This is a genomic window from Synoicihabitans lomoniglobus (genome assembly GCF_029023725.1).
GTDB lineage: Bacteria > Verrucomicrobiota > Verrucomicrobiia > Opitutales > Opitutaceae > Actomonas > Actomonas lomonigloba.
Map to the genome: position 1 here is coordinate 2705528 of NZ_CP119075.1, position 21021 is coordinate 2726548.

The following is a 21021-nucleotide window of genomic DNA, read 5'->3' on the forward strand; positions in this document are numbered from 1 at the left end:
CACGTTAGCCGCCCCTCCGCCCTGGTCAATATCTCCGCCGCAATTCGTTAGGCCGAGGCAGGTTGCTCCACGAGTGCAGCGATGCGACTGGCGGCTTCGGCCACCGGGATTTGCACCACCTCCGACTCGTGACGCCATTTGACCTCGACGACTCCGTTCTTCAAGCCGCGACCGCCGATAGTGATGCGCAACGGCACGCCGATGAGGTCAGCATCCTTGAACTTCACGCCCGGCCGTTCATCACGGTCGTCGATGAGGATGTCCGCCCCGGCGAGCTCGGCCGCCACGCCAAGCGTTTTGGCCAGGGTGGCCGCTTCTTCCATGGCCGGGTCGAGCAATACGATGAGCACCTGGAACGGCGCGACCGCCCAGGGCCAGATGATGCCGTCCTTGTCGTGACTTTGCTCGATGACCGCCTGCATGGTGCGACTGATGCCGATGCCGTAACAACCCATCACCATCGGATGGGACTGCTTCTGGTCGTCCACGTAGGTCGCTGCGAAGCACTCGGAGTATTTGGTGCCGAGTTTGAAAATGTGGCCCACTTCGATGCCACGGCGACTCTTGAGCGGCGCGCCGCAAGTCGGGCACGGTTCGCCCGCCTTCACCGTGCGGAAGTCGCCCCACCCCGTGATGGCAAGGTCGCGCGTGACATTGACGTTGCGCAGGTGGAAGCCGTCTTCGTTGGCGCCGGTCGTGCCGTTGCCAACGAGTTTGATCGCTTCATCGGCGAAGACGCCGGCGAGCTGATCGGCCGCCTTGAGCGTGTCTTTGACGGCGCCGAGGCTGCCGGGTTTGGCACCCATGAGCGGAGTGATTTCGTCGGGCGTGGCGGGGCGCACCAACGTAAATCCGAGCGTGCCGAGTTTGGCTTCTTCGAGGTCGTCGCAACCACGCAACAGCACCAAAAACGGCTTGTCGTCGCCAATGTAGACGAGGGTTTTGAACTGCTCGTCGGCAGGGATGTTGTGCGGCTCACGGGCGAGGCCTTTGATCGTGGTCACGCCGGGTGTGGCAAATTTTTCGATCTCACCGATGGGCTCCGCCACCACGAAATCAGTTGCGACGAGTCCGCTGGTGGCTTTCTCGCGGTTGGCGGCGTAACCGCTCTCTTCGCAATAGATGACGTCGTCATCCCCCACCTCGGCGGGCACCATGAACTCGTGGGAAAAGCTGCCGCCCATGACGCCGGTATCGGCCTCCACGGCGATGGCGAGCACGCCCACGCGTTTGAAGAACGCTTCGTAGGCCGCCTTCATTTTGTGGTAAGCCTTGATCGCCCCCTCGTCATCGGCGTCGAACGAATACGCATCCATCATGACGAACTCGCGCGCCCGCATGAGGCCGTAGCGTGGCCGGATCTCGTTACGGAACTTGGTGGCGATTTGGTAAAAGCTCTTCGGCAGGTCGCGGTAGCTGCTCACCTCGGCTTTGACCAATGGGGTGATGACCTCCTCGTGAGTAGGACCCAGCACGAACTCGGGTTCGGCGCCGGCCTTCTTGCCGCTGCCCGCGTGATCAGCGCGAAACATGATTTCGCGAGCGGCGTTCCAGCGCGGACCTTTTTCCCAATTCTCGGCCGGGTGGACGTGCGGCATCCACAGCTCCACGGAGCCACCGCGATCGATCTCTTCGCGGCAAATTTGGGTGATCTTCTGCATGACGCGCAGTCCGATCGGCATATAGGTATAGAGGCCGCCGCTCAATTTGCGGACCAAACCAGCCCGCACCAGCAATTGGTGTGAAGCGATCTCGGCGTCGGCCGGGCTTTCCTTGAGCGTAGGGATATAAAACTCGGACCAGAACTTCATAAAAAAGGTGAACAGAGCACCGCCCCCCTCCCCCGGCAATCGTAATTACTCGGTTCGAATTGAGCTAAGAACAGCTGCAAGGTCGACCGCCGTCCCGGTTCAAACGCGCCCGAGTATACTTTAACCAATAAGGTTAAACCAAGACTGACGTCTTGAGGGTGAAAACGAAGTCGCAAAGATTGCATTGAAATGACTCTCTGCGGGGGCATGTTCGGCCCCTATGACGAAGACCAAGGCGGTCGAACCTTCCTTTGAGGAGGCCCTCGAAAAACTCGAAAACATCGTTGACGCGATGGAAGGTGGCGACGTGCCCTTGGCCGAGCTGCTCGCGAAGTTCGAAGAAGGCACCAAACTGTTGCAGCAATGCGAAAGCCGCCTCAAAAACGCCGAAATCAAGATCGAACAACTTAAACAACAAAAGGATGGCAAAGTGAGCTTTGTCGCCTTCGACACCACGGAATCCAGCGACTAACCGCTGCTTTCGTTCGTTTTAAAGCCACTACATGAGTCCTCACGCCGAACCCGCGGCCCCGTTTTCCGACACTCCGTTGTTGCCCTCGATCAAAGGGCCGGCCGATGTCAAAGCCCTGCCTGCCGCCGCCCTGCCCCAACTGGCGCAGGAAATCCGCGACGAGATCATTGATGTCACTTCCGTCAATGGTGGCCACGTAGGTCCCAATCTCGGCGTGGTCGAGCTGTGCATCGGCTTGCATCGGGTGTTCTCGACGCCGACCGACCAGTTCGTCTTCGACGTTGCCCACCAAGGCTACGTGCACAAGCTGCTCACCGGCCGCTCGGGCGAGTTCTTCCGCGGTCTACGCAAGACCGAAGGAGCGAGCGGCTTCCTCTACCGTGCGGAGAGCAAGCACGACGCGTTCGGTGCCGGGCACGCCGGCACCGCGCTCAGTGCCGCGCTCGGCATGGCCACCGCCCGTGATCTCAAAGGAACCGACGAACACGTCGTGGCTGTTTGCGGCGACGCCGCCTTTACCTGCGGAGTGACCCTCGAGGCGTTGAACAACGTCGTGGCTTCGACCAAGCGGCTCATCGTCATTCTCAACGATAATGAGTGGTCGATCGCCCGCAATGTCGGCGCGATCGCGCATTACCTGAACCGGCTTTCGACCAACCCGACTTACAACAAGATCCACCACGACCTGGAGCGCTTTTTCACCAGCCTACCCGGCGGCAATGAAATGCACCGGCTCTATTCCAAATGGAAACGGGAGACGAAAGACTTCTTCATGGAGTCCTCGTTGTTCGAGAAATTCGGACTGCGCTACGTCGGCCCCATCGACGGACATGACCAGGAGGAACTCATCAAGAACCTCGAGTTCGCCAAGGAATGCGACCAGCCGATCCTGCTGCATGTCATCACCAAAAAAGGCCGCGGCTTGCCCGCCGCCCTGAAGTCACCCGAGAAATTCCACGGCGCCAGCCCTTACGACCCGGCGACCGGTGAAAGCACCGCCGCGAAAGGAACGGCTCCCAACTATCAAGACGTCATGGGGCAGGCGCTGACGCGCTTCGCCCTCGCCGACTCCCGCGTGGTCGGTATCACCGGGGCCATGCCGGCCGGCACAGGTTTGACCCATCTCGAAAAAGGCTGCCCGCGACAGTTTTTCGATGTTGGCATCGCTGAAGAGCACGCCGTGTTATTTGCCGCCGGACTCGCGACCAAAGGACTGCGACCGGTGTGTGCGATTTACTCCACCTTCCTGCAACGCGGCTACGACCAGATCATCCACGATGTCGCGCTGCAAAACCTGCCCGTGACCTTCTGTATGGACCGCGCCGGTCTCTCGGCCAATGACGGTCCGACCCATCACGGATTGTTCGACATCGCCTATCTGCGTTGCGTGCCCGGCGTCACCGTCATGCAGCCCAAGGACGAGGACGAACTCGTCGATATGTTGCACACCTGCCTGCAACTTGAGGGACCCGGCTTCATTCGCTATCCGCGCGGCGCCGGCCAAGGGGTCGCCATTAAAGAGACGCCCGCAACCTTGCCCATCGGCAAAGCCGAAGTCGTGCGCGATGGCCAAGACATCATGATCTGGGCGCTTGGCCCCATGGTGCAGGAAGCGCTGGAACTCGCGACGCGACTCGAAACCGATGACGGGCTGTCCGTCGGCGTGGTCAACGCGCGCTTCGCCAAACCTCTCGATCGCGATCTGCTGATCGAGCAGGCCAAAACCGTTTCCATGATCGTGACGATGGAAGATCACGTTGTGACGGGCGGATTCGGCACGGCCGTATTGGAAGCATTGCAGGAGGCTCATCTCTCCACGGCCATCGAGCGCATCGGCTGGCCGGACAACTTTGTCGAGCATGGCAGCACCGTGGAAATCCTGCGAGCGGCTCACGGCCTCGCTCCGGACGATATCCGGCACCGCGTTATCCAGCGCTGGCAACGGCGCCATTCCATCCCGATCGAGGCCGACGCTTAACTCGAATCTAACGCTCCGACACTCGAACCGCTCGGGCCCAGCGATGAGAGGGTGCTTCGATAAACCGGTAGAACAATTGGGCCACGGCCATCGAAAACGCAATGGCAGTAATCATCGCGAGCAATTCGATCCACCAAGCGTTCCCCAATCGATGCGACAGATTGACTACACGTCCGCCGATGGGCACATGGACCAGATAGAGCGAATAGGAAATGTGGCCTACGTTCACCAAAATCGCGGACCGGAAATCCTTCGCGATCACAATCGCTAACATCGTGACCACCGAAACAAGATAACTGGTGAGATTGATTGAAGACCATGCTTCCGTTTCGGTCACCACACTCCACCCGAGGTTCCGCGTTTGAATCAAAAAGGCAATCAGGATATAGCCGCCCAACGCCGACCGGCCCAGCAACGACTTACTTCGCATGTAGAGGGCGATGCCCAAACCAAAGATCGGTCCATACGAGGTCACCCACTCAATGTCAGGCGAAACGAAGGCCATAAACGCCCATGCCAATAAAGTCGCATACCGAACCACAAATGTCTGATGGCGAAACAGCGGTATCGATAGACCGATCAACACATAAAACTGGGCCTCAATGGCCAATGTCCATGAAACCACCAAAATCCACGGTTGGTTCGCCACACCCGCCGTCAGCGTAAAATTAACCAGATAGTCGAATGGGGAAATCGAAGGAGCGTTGCCTTGAAAGCCCGGGACCCAACTCGACCCATACCAAAGCGCTACCGTGAATATGACAGCCACCACGTAAACGGGATAGAGACGAAGGAAGCGCCGATGCAGAAAGTGCCGATACTCGATACCTGAAACGATCTTACCGTGCAGCGACAACGGGATGACATACCCTGAGATTACAAAGAACGCGTAGACTCCGAGATACCCGTGCGAAAACAACGTTCCAATCAGAGGCCATCGGGACAGATGCTCGCCTTGCAAATGAAACAAACAAACGGCGAGCGCCGCCAAACCTCGAAGCACATCTAGAATATCCAACCGCGACCTCGAATGAAGACTGGCTGAGGCGGAATTTGCGGTCGTCATCAAAATAGGCTTACAAACTTGCGAGGCGGATCCGCCATCGAAGTGCTTTCTGGCCCGTCTCGAAGTAACTTAACCATCCCCCCAAAAATCGAGTTAAATGGTGCGCCGAGCGGGAATCGAACCCGCCTCTCAAGCTTGGGAAGCTCACATTCTACCGATGAACTACCGGCGCATTTCAACCGATCGAGGCGCATTGGAAGTGATCCACTGCGCCGCCGCAATCTCGAACTAGGAATAGGTGCGACGTCCGTCGAGCGCACTTTTCAATGTGACGGAATCGGCATAGAGCACCCCGCCTCCACTGGGCAGACCGAAGCCGATGCGACTCACCGCGATTTCGGCGTCGTCAGGCATCAATTCGTCAGTGAGAAAGTGACACGTCGCCTCGCCCTCCACGTCGTTGGACAAGGCGAGAATCAACTCGCGAACCTCGCCCGATCTCATGCGCTCCCCGAGACTGGTGAAGTTGAGGTGCTCCGGCCCGACTCCGTGAATCGGAGACAGCTTGCCGTGCAACACGTGGTATCCACCTCGATACGCGCCGCTTCGTTCGAGGGCGACGAGATCCGGAACCTGCTCCACCACGCACACGACACCATGGTCGCGGTTGTCGTCCTGGCAGACCGCACAGAGCGCTTCCTCCGCCAGGTTTCCGCAGCGATCACAGCGTCGAACCGTCGACGCCGCATCCTGCAAGGCTTCGACCAAGGCGGGCAGGCGCTCCGGTTTTTCGAGCAACAGGTGCAGCGCCACGCGTTCCGCGGACCGAAAACCCAGTCCCGGGAGCTGCTTCAGCAGCTGCTGCAAATGCTCAAGCGAGGGTGTCACTTCGATCGACTCTCGCTCACATGAAGCCCGGCATCTGGAAACCGGACGTCGCGGTTTTCATCTGAGCTTCATTGAAGTCCTTCGACTGCTGCGCGGCGTCCTGGACGGCGGCGAGCAACGTTTCCGAGACGAGCGTGGGTTCCTCCTTAAGGAGTTCTGGGTCGATCTCGAGGGCGAGGAACTTGCCCGCGCCGTTGATCTTGATCTTCACGGCTCCACCGCCGCTGGTGACATCGAGTTCCTTGGCTTCAAGTTCGGCCTGCATGGCTTCGACTTGACGCTGCATTTTCTGAGCTTGTTTGAGTAGTTTACCGACACCGGCCATGATCGTTTTTCGTGTTAAAGGTTAAGGGGAAGAGTTTGGAAACGGCTATGGGTCGCGATCGGCCCCGGTTCTTCAAGCCTCAAGTATCGCCGCATAACCTTCGCGGAAGGTCGGATACTGCGGAGACCAGCCCAAGGTGCGTTTGAGCAAATCATTGGAAATGATGCGATCCGGCATGTGCGCCCGTCGCCCAGGTGCGCTGATTCCCGTAAACGGCGGCGTCGTCTGACCCAGCCGGTCGGCCAGCCAAGTCACGACGTCTGCTTTGGTCGCTCGGCTGTTGTCGGCGACATTGAATACGCGGGTCGCTGACGCTTTCGGCTGCGCCCACGCAGCGATGATTGCCGACGCAATATCGTCCACGTGGATCAAATTAAGATGATGCCCCCCCCGTCCCGGAACAGTGGGATGACGCGTCCGCAGCCCATCGAGCAAATGGTGCCGACCAGGACCATAAATTCCCGCCAAGCGCAGCAGCGTCCACGGTCCCGGCCATGACCGCAGGGTATCTTCGGTATCACGTAGAATCCGGGCGCGGGGCTCGCCAGATTCGGCGGGCATCGATTCGTCGACGGTGACTCCGCCATCCTGCAGGTAGACGGATGTGCTGCCGGTATAGATGAGATGACCGGGACGAGAAAGAGACTCGCCCCAACGGCGCAGGGACCGCGCACCGTTTAAGTAACTGTGTTCGTAACCGGCGATTCCGCCGCCGCCCGAGCTCACGCAATTCAGCACGAAGTCCGGATTGCCCGGTGCTTGGGTGTGCCACGAATCCGTCGCGAGGTCAGCGACAATGACGCCAACACCCTGCGCGCGCAGCGATTCCGCCGTGGCCGGGTTACGGGTCAAAGCTGTGACCGAGGCACCCGCGCGTAAGGCGGCGGTAGCGACACGGCGGCCCACATAGCCGGCCCCAACGACAAAGAGTTGCATTCCTTGCAGAAAACCATGGGCAAAAACTAATTTCATCGCTTTAAAGGCAGCCACGATGGCCACCGTATTAGTTATATTGCCAGAGGGATTTGAAGAGATCGAAGCAATCACCCCCATCGACATCTGGCGGCGCGCCGGGTTCACGGTCAAAACTGCCGCGCTGGGCCCAAAACTCACGGTCACTGGCCGCAGCGAGATCACCGTTCACGCCGACATACTCTTGAGCGCGGTCGGGCCGGGAGAGGTCTTCGACGTGCTGTTTATCCCCGGCGGACCGGGCGTGGCACACCTGCGTGCTTCATTGGAAGTGCGGGAATTGTTGGGCCGTCATGTAGCGGCGGACCGCTGGATCGCAGCAATCTGTGCGGCTCCGCTGGTGCTGCACGATGCCGGACTACTCGCCGGAAAACGCTATACGGCCCATCCCTCCGCCGCGACCGAACTTTCCTCCATTCTGGCCGATGAAAAAGTCGTGATAGACGGCCATATCATCACCTCTCGCGGTGCCGGAACCACCCTGGATTTCGCTCTGACCGTCGTGCAGTCGACAGCAGGCCGTGAACTGGCTGAAAAGGTCGCGGTAAGTATTTGTGCCCAAGCTTCTTCTTAAGAGTCGCCGCCGCGCCGAAAAGTCATCAACACTAGGGAAATCGTCTAGGGAATTCTCCTCTCCTTGATACTCCTCATGGGAGACCAAATCCAAGCTCTTGATCATGGTTGCCTCCGTAGGAAGCGACGGGGCGAAGCATTATGTGTGGCATAGCAGGTTTTTGGTCGCAACGCACGCCACGGGAAGGACGAGAGAACGCCGTCCAAAGCATGCAAACTGCCATGCTGCATCGCGGACCGGACGACGCAGGCATGACCACCTGTGGTGATCTCACCATGGGAATGCGACGGCTGGCGATTTTTGATCCAGCGCACGGGCATCAACCCATGCGCACGGACGATGGTCGCTACGAAATCGTCTTCAATGGCGCGATCTACAACCACGAATTGCTCCGCGAAGAGTTGAGAGCGCGAGGAGTCGTTTTTAACACGCACTGCGACACCGAGGTGTTGTTGCAGGCTTGGGCCACCTGGGGCCCCTCGGTGCTGGGCCGGTTGCGGGGGATGTTTGCGGTGGCGGTTTGGGACCATACCGCTCACACCCTGCACTTGGCTCGCGACCCGCTGGGCATCAAACCACTCTACTACAGTATCCGGGATGGCGAACTGTTGTTCGCGTCCGAGCTGAACGCCATGCGCGCCAGCGGGCATTTTGACGCAGCCATCGATCCGGTCGCCGTCGATGACTATCTCCGTAATCTCGGCGTGCCGGTGCCTCGCACCATCTACCGCCACGCGCGAAGTCTGCGTCCCGCAGAAGTCGGAGTATGGCGCGACGGCGAGTTCACCATCGAGCAGTATTGGAACTTCCCCACCGCCGCGACAAAGTCGTCATTCGGCGACGCCAAAGAATTCACCTCGGAACTACGTCGCCAGCTTGATGATTCCATCGCCATGCACCGCTTGGCCGATGTGCCGGTGGGGGCATTCTTATCGGGCGGATTGGATTCGGCTCTGGTCGTCGGGCTGATGACGCAAAGTAGTTCCGCTCCGCTCAAAACCTTCTCCATCGGGTTTGAAGAGACCGCTTACTCCGAGGCGGGGGCGGCGGCCGAGACCGCCCGACATTTCGGCACCGACCACCACCCCATCACGCTCACTGGTGCCCAAGCGGCGGATACGCTTCCGGCATTTCTCGATGCGTTGGACCAACCCACCGGGGACGGATTGAACACCTTCGTCGTGTCGCGGGCAGCCCGAGCCGGCGGAGTCACCGCTGCCCTATCGGGTTTGGGCGGAGATGAGTTGTTCGGTGGTTACGGCACGTTTCAACAAACGCCCCAAATCGCCCGCTGGTTGCCCTGGTGGAAGGCTATCCCTTCACCTTTGCGCCAAGCCGTTTGCCGACAATTGGCACGAGGCAGCACGCGAGCGCGGCGCTTGGCCGATGTGCTGCGACATGCGCGTGACCTGCACGACGTGGCCGACCGCCAACGTCAAGTGCTCAGTGATGATGCCCGTGCCCAGTTACTGGTCGACCCGATAGCACTGACCAGCCACCCGGCTCAAGCCGGTCTACGGGAAAGCATGGTGGACGCATCGCCGGAGGAGATCGTAAGCGCTTGGGAACTTAGCACCTACATGTCTGATGTGCTACTGCGCGACAGCGACGTATTCAGCATGCGAGCGTCACTGGAACTCCGTGTTCCTTTGGTGGACCGACCACTGATTGAGTGGTTGTGGCGGCAGCGTTCCGAGCTGCGATTTGATCAAAAAACGCCTAAAGGAGAACTCACGCGAGCCGTCGCCGACATCCTGCCGCCCGGGTTGATGAATCGGCGCAAGCAAGGGTTCAGCCTCCCTTTTCCGCGCTGGATGCGCACCACCTTGAAGCCCTTTATCGATGAAACGCTATCCCCCGCGTCGGTCAGCCGCAGTGGATTGCTTCACGCGAATAACACCGTCGCCTATTGGCAGCGGTTTCTCGCCGGCAGCGATGACAAGGACTGGTCGCGAGTCTGGAGCCTCGCCGTTTTGGTTGCGTTTCTCAACCGAGGATCGTCGGCATGAGAACGCTGCTACTCGCCCCGGCCGTTTTCGCATCCGAAGGTGGTATCGAACGCATGATGCGGCTATACCTGAAAGCGTTGTGCGAGATCGCCGACGCCGAAGGCGGCGAAGTGGGACTGGCAGCGTTAAACGATACGCCGCCAACTTCGAGCCAACCGAAAGACTACGCCTCGAAATCGCTGGTCAAACAGTTGGCTGGCAGAGGCAAGCGCCTGAGTTTTTCACTGAGGTTTCTGCTATTGGCCCACCGCTTCGATCTCATCATTTGCGGTCACGTTAATCTGTTGCCACTGGCTGCGATTTGTCAGAAACTAGCACCGTCCTTACGGGTAGCATTGGTCGCCCACGGCATCGAATTATGGAAACCTTGGTCCAAGTCCCGGAGCAAAATGGCCCGACGGATCAGCATACTGGCAGTAAGCGAACACACGCGACAACGCGTGCAATCTGCCTGCCCGACATTGACCGACCAGCAGATGCATGTTCTGCCGAATTGCCTCGATCCTTTACGGCCAGAGACCTCGCTGCCCGCTACACAAACGGGGTCAATCGTCGCACTCACACGACTCTCCCACGCGGACCGCTACAAAGGTGTCGATCAACTGATTGAAGCGCTTCCGTTGATTCAGAAAAACATTCCTGCTGCAAGGCTTCGAGTCATCGGTCAAGGCGACGATCGTGCTCGATTGGAAGAGCTGGCCAACCGGGTCGCGCCCGGCGCGGTCGAGTTTACCGGGTTCCTGCCCGACGACGAATTGGCGCATCACCTCGGATCGGCCCAACTGTTCGCCCTCCCCAGTCGCGACGAAGGATTCGGACTCGTCTATCTGGAGGCCTTGGCTCTCGGCGTGCCTTGTGTCGCTGCCAACGCCGGGGCCGCTCCCGAACTCGTCGTGCCAGAAGTCGGCGAGCTAGCAGGTTGGGGTGACCGGGAAGCGTTGGCCACGGCATGCTGCCGCGTGATGCAGCAAAATTGGTCACGCGCCGCGCTCCAAACTTACAGTAAACATTTCTCATTCGAAATATTCCGTGATCGGCTCAAGCCTCTGCTTGCATCCATCTAAACTCCTGATCTGACGCGCAATGGTCCTTGTGCCTCCTTTCCTCTACGTCTCTCTTTCCCTCCGTGTCCTCCTCACCTGAAGCACTGATCATCGAAGCCGGACGCGCCGAGCGGCACTACTGGCGAGACCTTTGGCGTTTCCGAGAACTACTGGGTTTCCTAGCCTGGCGCGACGTTAAGGTGCGCTACAAACAAGCAACGCTGGGCATTGCCTGGGCTCTGATTCAACCTGCCGTCACCACGACTATCTTCGTTTTCGTATTCGGACGGTTGGCGAAGATGCCTGACGGCGGGGTGCCGTATCCAGTGCTCGTGCTTTCTGGTTTGATGGCCTGGCAACTGTTCTCCGCCTCGCTCTCCGGCTCAAGCGGCAGTCTGGTCAGCAACGCCAGCCTTATTTCAAAAATATATTTTCCGCGCCTGATTGTGCCGCTTTCTTCGCTCGGGGTTGCCCTGATTGATTTCACCGTCGTATTCGGACTCTTCTTCGCGGTCTCGGCATGGTTTGGCCATTGGCCGACGTGGCATTGGCTGGTGTTACCCGTATTCATTTTCATGGCCTTGGCGGCCGCGCTTGGACTCGGTCTCTGGATGACGGCGTTGACCGTGAAGTATCGGGACTTTCGCTTCATCGTGCCCTTTATCCTGCAAATCGGCATCTTCGTATCCCCAGTGGGATACCGCACCGACTTCTTCCCGAACTGGCGCGCGCTTATGGCTCTCAATCCTCTGACCAGCGTGATCGACGGTTTCCGCTGGTGCCTCCTTGGAGGCCAGCAGGACCTCTCACTACCCAGTCTCGCGACCTCCTCCGCCGTCATCGCCATCGCCGTGTTCGGCGGGCTGTGGTTCTTCCGCAAAACCGAAAAGAAATTCGCCGACGTCATATGAGTTCATCCAGCCCGGCTATCACCGTCGAAGGCCTGTCCAAACGCTACGTCATCGGTCACGAAGTTCGCCATGACACCCTGCGCGACGCCATTTCTCACGGCGTTGGCGGGCTCTGGTCGCGGTTCCGGCGGAAGCGGATGGAGCAGGAAGAGTTCTGGGCCCTGCGCGACATCAACTTCACCGTGCAGCCTGGTGAAGTCGTTGGTATCATCGGGCGCAACGGTGCCGGCAAGAGCACCCTATTAAAGATCCTTTCGCGTATCACCGAACCCACTACGGGACTCATCCAACTCAACGGTCGCGTGGCCAGCTTGCTGGAAGTCGGCACCGGTTTTCATCCCGAGTTAAGCGGTCGGGAAAACATTTTCCTCAACGGGGCCATCCTCGGCATGAGTCGCGCCGAGATCCGCCAAAAATTCGATGAGATTGTCGCCTTCGCCGAGGTGGAACGGTTTCTCGACACGCCGGTGAAACGCTACAGTAGCGGCATGTATGTCCGCCTCGCCTTCGCCGTCGCCGCCCACCTCGAACCCGAAATCCTCATCGTCGACGAGGTGCTCGCGGTGGGCGACACGCAGTTCCAAAAGAAGTGCCTAGGGAAAATGCAGGACGTATCCTCTAATCAAGGCCGCACCGTGCTGTTCGTCAGCCACAACCTCGCTTCGATACGCCAGCTTTGCCACCGCGGTCTTTTCCTCCAAAACGGCCGCCTCCGGCTGGACGACGAAAGCTCGGTGGTCCTTCGCCACTATCAAAGCTCCGAAACCCCGCCGGTGACCAACGTATCCGTTCCCGAACACCTTACAAACGTGGGTAGCCTCCTCGAACTCGCGACCGAGACCGCCGACGGCAGACGACCCGCAGCCCTTCCCTTCGCCGAGCCATGGCGCATTCGCGTGCGCTACCGACTCGAACGCCCTTTTCAACGTTGCGTCGTCAGTATCGGCCTGCGGAAAAGTGGCGGTAGCTCCGTTCAAACCGCGTGGTCTTTGCCGGTGGCCCAAGCCGCCGGCGACTACGAAACCGTCTTCACCCAGGATCGAGTCACCTTCGAGGCGGACAGCTATATCGTCAGTGCCAGCCTCAGCGAAAACGACCAAACTCTTCATCGCCTGCCCGGCTTGCGCTTCGAAATCGAGGCGAATCCATCACCGACCTCCGATGGGTATTATCCGCGCACTACCGGAGTAGGAGTGGTTCTCAACTCGACCTCGGTCGAGACCCGCAGTCTCTAATTGCCCATGTCGACGCTTAACCTATCCACACTGGTCGGTCGGCTCAAGACAGGGACCCGCTCCATCCTGAGACACCATGGCCTGCTAGTCTGTAAAACCGACCACCCTGCTGCCCGATATTTCAACCCGCTCCCGTCCAACGGACTCGCCTACTCCATGCATCGCGCCTTTCGCGACCTACACGGGCTCCGATTCCTCCAAATCGGCGCCAATGACGGACAACGCAACGACCCGATATTCTCCTTCATTCGCGCCTTCGGTTGGCACGGCACCCTCGTCGAGCCCAATCTCGATTTCGTTGTGAAACTGGAGTCGCTACACCGTCGCGCCCCGCGCATACGAATTGTCCCCGCCGCCATCGCAGAAGGCAGAGCCACACGCCCCTTCTACCGCATCGACGCCTCCATCCCCGGGTTGCCGAACTTCGCCCAGGGCCTCGCCACCCTGGACTATAACCGCATACTGACCGCTTGCCGTGATCTGGGACTCTCCGACTCCGGTATTGTGCAAGACATGATCGACGTCATCGTCTGGTCCGATCTCGATCCGGAATCGCGTCTCGCCGAAACCGAGGTGCTCGTCATCGACGCCGAAGGCTACGATCTCACGCTTCTCCGCCTCTGGGACTGGCAACGGGTTCGCCCTCCAATCGTTCATTTCGAACACGCCTGCGCCGACCCCGCCGAATATCGACACTTCCTCGGGGAACTGAGCGGCTACGGCTACGATTATGTCGTCGAGGGTGATAACACCACCGCCTTCCTCCCACTCCACTAGCGATGATCATCACCCGACTCAGCGGCGGCCTGGGCAACCAGATGTTCCAATATGCTGCCGGCCTCGCTCTCGCTGCCCATCACCGCACCACCCTCCGGCTCGACGTCACGCGTTATCACCTCGACCCGGAACGCGAGCCTCACAATCGCTACGCCCTCGCTGCCCTCAACGTCGGGCAACACTTCGCCGCCGCCGCCGAGATCGAGCACGTCCGCGGTCGGCGTCTTTCCCGTTCAGAACGGCTCTTCCTTCGCCTCGCCTGTCTCGCCCGCCTTCATTTTATCCGCGACCGTCTCACTTTTGTCGGCCATTGGCATCGAGAACCGACGCGTCGCCACTTTCCTGGTTTCTTCGAATGGCCGGCCCCCGCCTACCTCGACGGCATGTGGCAGAGTCCAGCCTATTTCGCCCCTATTGAAGACTTGATCCGACAACATTTTACTCTTCGCTACCCTCTTGGCGAAGAAGCCCGGGCGATCGCAGCCGACATCAGTTCCCCCGGCCCCACCGCCTTCGTCCACTTCCGGCGTGGCGATTATGCGCGAAATCCTATTTTCGCCAAGACCATTGGCGTCCTCGGTGTCGACTACTATCGGCGCGCCATCGAGGAATTGCGTCGGGCTCACCCCGGCGTCCGCCTTTATGTCTTTTCCGACGAGCCATCCTCGATCGCGGCTGTATTCCCCTCCGGCTTCCGATTTCGCATCATCCACCTGGCCGGGGGTTGGCGGGCCCACGAGGAGCTCTACCTAATGAGCCTCTTTCCCCACGCAATCCTTTCCAACAGCACCTTCGCCTGGTGGGGTGCTTGGCTCCACCCCGGGAGGGACCGCACCGTGATCGCACCAACGCCTTGGCTCCTCGACCGCCCGGCTGCGCTTACCGATCTTATTCCACCGTCTTGGCAAACCATTCCTCGCTAACCTTCCCATGCCCACCCGCGTCGCCGTCTACGTTGCCACCACTCCGCGCCATCTCGCCGAGGCCGAAGCCTCCGTCACCTCCCTCCGCCCCCACCTGCCCGGCATCCCCGTCACCCTCTTCACCCAGCTTACCCCGCGCCTCGACCTTTTCGACACTGTCGTTCCCCTCGCCAAGACCCTCGGTGCCTCAGCCGATAAAATCGAGCGTCTCCTCGGCCTCGAAGCCTCCGAGATCCTCTTTCTCGATACCGACACCTATGTCTGCGGCCTCTTGACACCTGGCTTCGACCTCCTCGCCCGTTTCGACCTCGCCGTCGCCCGCGCCGCCATCACCGCCACCTACGAGGTCCCCCCCCCGGGCGACGCCTTTCCCGAGTTCAATACAGGTGTCCTCTTCCTCCGTAACTCTTCCCGCCTCCACGCTTTTCTACACCGCTGGCTGAAACTGCACGCCCAGCTCCGCGACCGCGATCCCCACCGCGTTTATGACCAACCCGCTTTCCGCCAAGCCCTCTGGGAAAGCGAATTATCCGTCCATACCCTGCCCCCTGAATATAACTGTCGCTTCATCTTTCCGGGCTTCGCCTCCGGGCCCGTTCGCGTCCTCCACGGCCGCGCCCCCCATCTTCCCGCAATAGCAGAGGAGCTCAATCGCCACCCCGGAAAACGAGTCCACACCTGGCACGATGGTCACCTCCACGTCTACCCCGAGTTAGCACCACTTCCCCCGCTCTGGATCCGCCTCGGTCGCCGCCTCGGGCTTCGCGACTGACCCCCCTCCTCTTCCGCCCGGCCCAAACCACCATGCCTTCCGTCCCTCGCGTCGTCATCGTCCTCGGTCCGTATCGCTCAGGCACGTCGCTCACCGCCCGAATAATCTCTGATCTAGGTGCCGACTTCGGCCCAGCGGAAGGACTCATTCCCGCCGACGAACGTAACCCTTCCGGTTATCTGGAACGCGATGTCGTCAACGACGCAAATCGCGATTTCATCGCTTCCACCAACGGCACCTTGGAAAACCCCGGCGACCCCGGAAATCTACTCGCCCACGGCGATCGCTCCCACCTGCTCGGGACCGACCTCGCATGGCTCCACGCCGCGCCTCTCGCCGGCATCAAGGATCCCCGTATGTGCGCCACCTTGGCCGCCTGGTTTGACGCCGGACTTCTCGCCCCCGCCACCACCCTCGTGGTCCACATCACCCGCGACCTCGAGAGCACCCTCCAAAGCGCTCTGAAACACGATCACGTGGCCGCCTACGCCGACCGGGACCCCACGCGCCTCCGAGCCATGATCGAGCGCTACGCCGCCGCAGCCCTTTGGCAACTCAAACGATTCCCCGCTCCCCGTATAGATATCGCCTACGAGGACTTGCTCGCCCAGCCCGTGGAAAGCACCACCCGCCTCGCACACTCCCTCGGCGTCACCTGCCCTCTAATCATCCGCCGCGCCGCCGCCAACATAGGCCGAGACCGCGCACGCGCCTCCCTCCACATGCGCCGACGATTTATAGCTCTCCGCTTCCGCCTGGGAAACTGGAAAAGCGCTCTGCTCCGCCGCCGCCCTCCGTCCGCGTGAGCCCCCTCCGCCATTGCCTCGGGGACCCGATCCGCCACCTGCACCAGGCCTGCTGTGGAGACGACCGCTCCGTCGTCGAGCACCTCCTCCCCTTGCTGCGCCAACCTGAGCACCACCGTGGGGCAACGCTGTGAAAATCAGCGTCATCATTTGCACGCGCAACCCGCACCCGGGCCGACTCGCCCGGACGATGGACGGTCTGTCCTGCCAGTCGTTCGATGCGGCCGATTTCGAAGTCGTGATCGTCGACAATGGCTCCAGCCCCGCTCTCGCCGATGCCAGTTTGCCCGTTACCTCCCGCCACTTGGGCATTCGAGTAATATACGAACCCCGAGCCGGTCTGACGCCGGCGCGCCTTGCGGGCATATCCGCTGCCCGAAATTCCCTGCTCATCTTTGTCGACGACGACAATGTCTTAGCTCCGCAATATTTGGAGGTTGCGGCGAACGAATTCGCGGCGAACGAAAACCTCGTCGCCGCCGGTGGGCCGATTGAACCCGAATTTGAATCCACGCCCCCTTCATGGTTGCACGAATTCTACGATCTGCTCGCGTTGCGAGACGTCGGCCCGACTAAACAAATTGTCCGAGGTGGAGCGGGCAAGGAATGGCCATCGATTGCTCCGGTGGGAGCAGGCCTGTGTATCCGACTGGCGGCGGCGAAAGAATACGCGGAATTGGTGAAAAATTCACCAACTCGCATCACCCTTGATCGACGCGCCGGGCAACTCACTTCCGGCGGAGACAACGACATGGTCTTCACCGCCATGCATGGTGGAGGCGATATCGCCCATCTTCCCCAACTCCGCCTCACCCATCTCATTCCGTCAGGCCGCTTGCGGCCCGACTACCTCGGGCGACTCAATCGAGATGTTCAACGATCCTGGGTGGCTGTTTTAAATATTCATGGGTTTTGCCCTTGGCCTTGGATTCCACGTTGGTCGGTTCCCATGCGCTCGGTTCGGCTCTGGGTAAGGACTCGCGCCTGGAAAAGCCCCGCACACTCTATTCGCTACCACGGGCTGGTGGGCCGCCTGCACGGTCAAGCTGATTTGCAACCATGAATCAACTTCCCACAAACATGAGTCCACCCAACAGCCGACAGCTACCACGGTTGGTTTACATCGGCGAGGTGCCCATTCGCAATATCTCGGCAGGGCCTGCCCTGCTCTTCCGACTACTGGAGAGCTATCCCGCCGACAAACTATTGGTGTTGGAATCAGACCACAATAAAGCCGATCCAGCGACCGAACTCCCTCAAGTCCCGACCCAAAAATTCTCGCTACTCACAGACCGACTGTTGCGCAGCCGTCTCGCCCGATTGGCCAGTGTTTGGGTTTACCTCAACGCGGCAAGGCAAGGCCGAAAAACCGTTTCGAGATTGCAGGCCTTTGGCGCTGAGGCGATATTAAGCGTCACCCACGGTTACGGCGCACATGCCGCCGCAGCCGCTGCCAATGCAGCAGGGGTCCCCCTGCATCTACTGGCTCATGACGATTGGGCGGGAACGTTAAACCTACCGCTCAAGCTTCGTCCTCGGGCAGATCGCGAGTTCGGTCAGCTTTATCGGAATGCGACCGCACGCATGCCGGTGTCGCCCGCCATGGAGGAATCCTACGCCCGCCAGTATAAGGCGCGAGGCACGATCATTTATCCGTCGCGAGCAAGGGACTGCGTGAAGCTGGTTCGACCACGACTTCGCCGTCCGAACGCGGGAGAGTTTGTTTTCGCCTACGCTGGGTCGGCACCGTCGATCGGCCAACGTCGGACCCTGATTGATTTTGCCAATACCGTCGCGCCATTGGGGGTAAAACTCCGCGTCTATCAGGCACTATCGATGGAGAATCTTCGCCGGGAAGGTCTGCGTTCGGATAATCTGGAAATCGCTGCGTTTCGCCCCGTGGCCGAACTGCACGAGGATCTCATCAACCGAGCCGACGCCATGTATCTGCCGATGAGTTTCGCCCCCGAAGACGAAGCCAATGTGCGACTGTGTTTCCCCAGTAAATTGGCCGACTACACCGTCGTCGGTCTACCAATTTTAGTGCGTTCTCCGATATTCGGAACGGCCACCCGTTGGGCGAAAGAAAATCCCGGGGCCGCCCTGCTCGTCACCGATGATGACGCATCAACGCTCGTCAGCGCGGTCCGAACATTGGTGGAGGATCCAGAACGAAGGGAGTCGCTGGCCCGCGCCGCCTTGGAGACGGGCGAAGCCATGTTTGGCCACGCGCAAGTCTCCAAGCTATTTCAAGCGCAATTGATCGCCGCTCGCGCCCATCGATGAGCGACGCTCCTTCCATCACTCTTGTGAGAAAAAAATGAGCCTGTTTGGTCGTGCCCTGTATTTGGCCTATCATCGTCCATTGGGCGCTGTTCGCAGTTCCCTGCGCCAGGGGGGACCATGGGCGCAGCGGAGGACGGCTAGGGCTCGGACCGAAATGCAGGAGGCCATCGCAAAGCTTCCAACCGTCTCGTCGGCGGCAGGAACACCGCTTGAGGTGCATCTGCTCACAGGTCGAAACTTCGCTTATCAAAGCGCTTTTTGCCTCTACACACTTGCCCGCCACTGCCCCTGCCCGATCGCGGTGAATCTGTATGACGACGGAACATTGCACAGTGAGTCGATCGATTCATTGCAACGCATTTTCCCCGACCTCGTGCTCCACGCCCACCAAACACTGGTAGAACGCAGAAACGAGTTTTTACCTCGGGAGCAGTTCCCCGTCTTATGTGAACGCTGGGAAAATTATCCGCACATTCGAAAGATCATCGATGTCCATCTCGCCCGGGTCGGCCCACGTTTGGTGCTCGACAGCGATTTGTTGTTTTGGCGGGAGCCCCGCTTTCTATTGGACTGGGCGCGATCATCAGGCCCTCCACTGCACGCTATCGATGCTCAGGAAAATTACGGCTATCCGCGTGGTCTCATGGAAGAACTCACGGGAGCTCCCATCGGGGACCGGGTGAATGTTGGCGTCTGTGCCATCCGATCCGAACAGATTGATTGGGAATTCTTGGAATACGCGTCCCGCCGCATGACCGAACTACACGGCACCAACTACTACCTTGAACAAGCGTTGTTCGCTATGTTGGTGGCTCGAGAGGGTCCTGCGGCGATCGCCCCCGCGACGGACTATATCACCATGCCCTCGAGCAGAGAAATCGCCCATCCCACTGCTGCGATGCATCACTACGTGGACCTGTCGCGCATTGCCTATCACCGACAAGCATGGCGACTCGCTTTGCAATCAACATGACTATTTCGCACGCTCGTGGGTATGCTGATCCCCGCCGGTGTCAAACAACTCAGAAGCGCACGGTGTTATGCCTATTCCTGTTTCTCCTTTGAGTTCACTTCCGCCGGTAAAAATTCGCGACCTTCCCCGGATTTTTATTAAAGAAGAGCTGGCCCGATATTTTAACGCGACTCCACCTGAGGACATCGTCCCGTGTGACTATGCTATTTGGCGCTGCAGCGAAACTGGTTTCGAATTCGCAGAGCCGAGGATACCAGGGAATAACGCTTTCTACGAATGGATCAGTAATATGCCGCATTACTATCCTGACCACCGCTGGGAATACGATATAGTAGCCGCCAAGCTGAACGACGTGGCCGTATGGGACCGTCCGCTCCGCGTGTTGGACATCGGCTGCGGTTCAGGCAACTTTCTCGCCAAATTACCGCCCAGAGTAGAGAAATGGGGGTTGGATTCAACCCCATCAGCCATCTCGAAATGCCGAGAACGAGGAATTCACGCACTCAACAATACAATGAGCGAGGCGATCGCCCAGGACGAATCCTTACGTTCGTCGTTCGATTGTGTAACTGCGTTTCACTGCCTCGAACATGTGGCCGATCCCGTTGATTTCATCGGTGAAATGATACAGTTTCTCGCCCCGATAGGCCGTCTTTTCGTAAGCACGCCATATTCTCCGATGAGCTTCGAATCTGATTGGTTTGATGTCCAAAATCACCCCCCCCACCATCTTGGCCGATGGAACAAAACTGCCTATCAACGACTCGCCGCGTTACAGGGAATGCAAGTCAAGCTTCACATGCCACCAGCCGCTCCCTTGCTTGCGCGGATGTTTCAGACGACCCGTTACCGCTTAGTCGGACCTACTCGACCTCTTAGTCGTATACGGCAGACTGTCGCGATGTTGGCCCACATCCCCACAACGCTTCGAATTTTAGTTCACCAATTGAAAAGGGAGCGTATCGCCGGTCGCATGGCTGCCGATACCGTCCTTGTTGAATTCAACCAGTGAAGCCCCCTGTAAGTAAGCCCCGTAGTTTATCTCCGTCTTGGCACCTACTCACATTTGCCGACGCGCGCTATCAAACTGCCCGAAAACATCTCGTCGCCTCCGCGCACGAGTTCGGTGCCACTTCCGTAAAAGCGCATGAGCCCTGCTCCATATCCCATTTTAGTTGGAGCAAGCGCAACCGTGACATACTCAGAGCCTCAAAAGGCGCGGGTTACTGGCTCTGGAAGCCTTTTCTCATTCTAGAGTCG

General features: G+C 59.3%; 20 protein-coding genes and 1 tRNA gene. 15 read left to right on the top strand and 6 right to left on the bottom strand.

Annotated features, from left to right (window positions below):
- Nucleotides 1-47: 47 nt before the first annotated feature.
- Complete coding sequence (locus PXH66_RS10675) at nucleotides 48-1811, bottom strand: proline--tRNA ligase (protein ID WP_330928111.1); 1764 nt, start codon at nucleotides 1809-1811, stop codon at nucleotides 48-50.
- Between the two features lie 220 nt (nucleotides 1812-2031).
- On the opposite strand from PXH66_RS10675, the gene xseB reads away from it, so the two are divergent.
- A complete protein-coding gene (xseB, locus tag PXH66_RS10680) occupies nucleotides 2032-2283 on the top strand; it encodes an exodeoxyribonuclease VII small subunit (RefSeq protein WP_330928110.1) in 252 nt (83 codons plus the stop codon).
- 31 nt (nucleotides 2284-2314) lie between these two features.
- Nucleotides 2315-4261, top strand: a complete 1947-nt coding sequence (gene dxs, locus PXH66_RS10685) for a 1-deoxy-D-xylulose-5-phosphate synthase (protein WP_330928109.1) — start codon at nucleotides 2315-2317, stop codon at nucleotides 4259-4261.
- A gap of 7 nt (nucleotides 4262-4268) precedes the next feature.
- Here dxs and PXH66_RS10690 read toward each other — a convergent pair whose 3' ends face one another.
- The 5 genes from PXH66_RS10690 to PXH66_RS10710 form a co-directional block, all read right to left on the bottom strand.
- The gene (locus PXH66_RS10690) at nucleotides 4269-5327 is read right to left on the bottom strand and encodes an acyltransferase family protein (RefSeq protein WP_330928108.1); all 1059 of its coding nucleotides are present in this window, start codon (nucleotides 5325-5327) and stop codon (nucleotides 4269-4271) included.
- 98 nt (nucleotides 5328-5425) lie between these two features.
- A tRNA-Gly gene (locus PXH66_RS10695) sits at nucleotides 5426-5499 on the bottom strand.
- 56 nt (nucleotides 5500-5555) lie between these two features.
- Complete coding sequence (gene recR / locus PXH66_RS10700; RefSeq protein WP_330928107.1) at nucleotides 5556-6155, bottom strand: recombination mediator RecR; 600 nt, start codon at nucleotides 6153-6155, stop codon at nucleotides 5556-5558.
- 16 nt (nucleotides 6156-6171) lie between these two features.
- Nucleotides 6172-6480, bottom strand: a complete 309-nt coding sequence (locus PXH66_RS10705) for a YbaB/EbfC family nucleoid-associated protein (RefSeq protein ID WP_330928106.1) — start codon at nucleotides 6478-6480, stop codon at nucleotides 6172-6174.
- A 72-nt stretch (nucleotides 6481-6552) separates the two neighbouring features.
- Nucleotides 6553-7452: an NAD-dependent epimerase/dehydratase family protein gene (locus PXH66_RS10710; protein ID WP_330928105.1), complete on the bottom strand. Its 900-nt coding sequence runs from the start codon at nucleotides 7450-7452 to the stop codon at nucleotides 6553-6555.
- 19 nt (nucleotides 7453-7471) lie between these two features.
- Here PXH66_RS10710 and PXH66_RS10715 point away from each other — a divergent pair, with 19 nt between their 5' ends.
- The 13 genes from PXH66_RS10715 (at nucleotide 7472) to PXH66_RS10775 (ending at nucleotide 20773) form a co-directional block, all read left to right on the top strand.
- Entirely contained in the window at nucleotides 7472-8026 is a 555-nt protein-coding gene (locus tag PXH66_RS10715) for a DJ-1 family glyoxalase III (protein ID WP_330928104.1), read from the top strand.
- A 140-nt stretch (nucleotides 8027-8166) separates the two neighbouring features.
- A complete protein-coding gene (gene asnB / locus PXH66_RS10720; RefSeq protein ID WP_330928103.1) occupies nucleotides 8167-10035 on the top strand; it encodes an asparagine synthase (glutamine-hydrolyzing) in 1869 nt (622 codons plus the stop codon).
- The gene (locus PXH66_RS10725) at nucleotides 10032-11099 is read left to right on the top strand and encodes a glycosyltransferase family 4 protein (RefSeq protein ID WP_330928102.1); all 1068 of its coding nucleotides are present in this window, start codon (nucleotides 10032-10034) and stop codon (nucleotides 11097-11099) included. Before asnB ends, PXH66_RS10725 begins: the two co-directional genes overlap by 4 nt.
- 62 nt (nucleotides 11100-11161) lie before the next feature.
- Complete coding sequence (locus PXH66_RS10730; RefSeq protein ID WP_330928101.1) at nucleotides 11162-11989, top strand: ABC transporter permease; 828 nt, start codon at nucleotides 11162-11164, stop codon at nucleotides 11987-11989.
- Nucleotides 11986-13224 carry an ABC transporter ATP-binding protein gene (locus PXH66_RS10735; RefSeq protein WP_330928100.1) on the top strand — a complete coding sequence of 413 codons (1239 nt, stop codon included), beginning with the start codon at nucleotides 11986-11988 and terminating at the stop codon, nucleotides 13222-13224. Before PXH66_RS10730 ends, PXH66_RS10735 begins: the two co-directional genes overlap by 4 nt.
- 156 nt (nucleotides 13225-13380) lie before the next feature.
- The gene (locus PXH66_RS10740; RefSeq protein WP_330928099.1) at nucleotides 13381-14001 is read left to right on the top strand and encodes an FkbM family methyltransferase; all 621 of its coding nucleotides are present in this window, start codon (nucleotides 13381-13383) and stop codon (nucleotides 13999-14001) included.
- A gap of 2 nt (nucleotides 14002-14003) precedes the next feature.
- Entirely contained in the window at nucleotides 14004-14924 is a 921-nt protein-coding gene (locus PXH66_RS10745) for an alpha-1,2-fucosyltransferase (protein ID WP_330928098.1), read from the top strand.
- A gap of 7 nt (nucleotides 14925-14931) precedes the next feature.
- A complete protein-coding gene (locus PXH66_RS10750; RefSeq protein ID WP_330928096.1) occupies nucleotides 14932-15696 on the top strand; it encodes a glycosyltransferase family protein in 765 nt (254 codons plus the stop codon).
- A 32-nt stretch (nucleotides 15697-15728) separates the two neighbouring features.
- The gene (locus PXH66_RS10755) at nucleotides 15729-16502 is read left to right on the top strand and encodes a sulfotransferase (protein ID WP_330928095.1); all 774 of its coding nucleotides are present in this window, start codon (nucleotides 15729-15731) and stop codon (nucleotides 16500-16502) included.
- Nucleotides 16503-16632: 130 nt separating this feature from the next.
- Complete coding sequence (locus PXH66_RS10760) at nucleotides 16633-17565, top strand: glycosyltransferase family 2 protein (RefSeq protein WP_330928094.1); 933 nt, start codon at nucleotides 16633-16635, stop codon at nucleotides 17563-17565.
- Nucleotides 17566-17582: 17 nt separating this feature from the next.
- Entirely contained in the window at nucleotides 17583-18788 is a 1206-nt protein-coding gene (locus tag PXH66_RS10765; RefSeq protein WP_330928093.1) for a glycosyltransferase family protein, read from the top strand.
- A 154-nt stretch (nucleotides 18789-18942) separates the two neighbouring features.
- Nucleotides 18943-19761: a hypothetical protein gene (locus tag PXH66_RS10770; RefSeq protein ID WP_330928092.1), complete on the top strand. Its 819-nt coding sequence runs from the start codon at nucleotides 18943-18945 to the stop codon at nucleotides 19759-19761.
- 67 nt (nucleotides 19762-19828) lie between these two features.
- Complete coding sequence (locus PXH66_RS10775) at nucleotides 19829-20773, top strand: class I SAM-dependent methyltransferase (protein WP_330932359.1); 945 nt, start codon at nucleotides 19829-19831, stop codon at nucleotides 20771-20773.
- The last annotated feature ends 248 nt before the right edge of the window (nucleotides 20774-21021 follow it).

Coding starts and splice junctions, on each gene's coding strand:
- PXH66_RS10705 (WP_330928106.1), bottom strand. CDS start 6,480: ATGGCCGGTGTCGGTAAACTACTCAAACAAGCTCAGAAAATGCAGCGT.
- PXH66_RS10740 (WP_330928099.1), top strand. CDS start 13,381: ATGCATCGCGCCTTTCGCGACCTACACGGGCTCCGATTCCTCCAAATC.
- dxs (WP_330928109.1), top strand. CDS start 2,315: ATGAGTCCTCACGCCGAACCCGCGGCCCCGTTTTCCGACACTCCGTTG.
- PXH66_RS10770 (WP_330928092.1), top strand. CDS start 18,943: ATGCAGGAGGCCATCGCAAAGCTTCCAACCGTCTCGTCGGCGGCAGGA.
- PXH66_RS10675 (WP_330928111.1), bottom strand. CDS start 1,811: ATGAAGTTCTGGTCCGAGTTTTATATCCCTACGCTCAAGGAAAGCCCG.
- PXH66_RS10755 (WP_330928095.1), top strand. CDS start 15,729: ATGCCTTCCGTCCCTCGCGTCGTCATCGTCCTCGGTCCGTATCGCTCA.
- PXH66_RS10715 (WP_330928104.1), top strand. CDS start 7,472: ATGGCCACCGTATTAGTTATATTGCCAGAGGGATTTGAAGAGATCGAA.
- PXH66_RS10710 (WP_330928105.1), bottom strand. CDS start 7,452: ATGAAATTAGTTTTTGCCCATGGTTTTCTGCAAGGAATGCAACTCTTT.
- xseB (WP_330928110.1), top strand. CDS start 2,032: ATGACGAAGACCAAGGCGGTCGAACCTTCCTTTGAGGAGGCCCTCGAA.
- PXH66_RS10725 (WP_330928102.1), top strand. CDS start 10,032: ATGAGAACGCTGCTACTCGCCCCGGCCGTTTTCGCATCCGAAGGTGGT.
- PXH66_RS10750 (WP_330928096.1), top strand. CDS start 14,932: ATGCCCACCCGCGTCGCCGTCTACGTTGCCACCACTCCGCGCCATCTC.
- PXH66_RS10765 (WP_330928093.1), top strand. CDS start 17,583: ATGAGTCCACCCAACAGCCGACAGCTACCACGGTTGGTTTACATCGGC.
- PXH66_RS10735 (WP_330928100.1), top strand. CDS start 11,986: ATGAGTTCATCCAGCCCGGCTATCACCGTCGAAGGCCTGTCCAAACGC.
- PXH66_RS10775 (WP_330932359.1), top strand. CDS start 19,829: ATGCCTATTCCTGTTTCTCCTTTGAGTTCACTTCCGCCGGTAAAAATT.
- asnB (WP_330928103.1), top strand. CDS start 8,167: ATGTGTGGCATAGCAGGTTTTTGGTCGCAACGCACGCCACGGGAAGGA.
- PXH66_RS10745 (WP_330928098.1), top strand. CDS start 14,004: ATGATCATCACCCGACTCAGCGGCGGCCTGGGCAACCAGATGTTCCAA.
- PXH66_RS10690 (WP_330928108.1), bottom strand. CDS start 5,327: ATGACGACCGCAAATTCCGCCTCAGCCAGTCTTCATTCGAGGTCGCGG.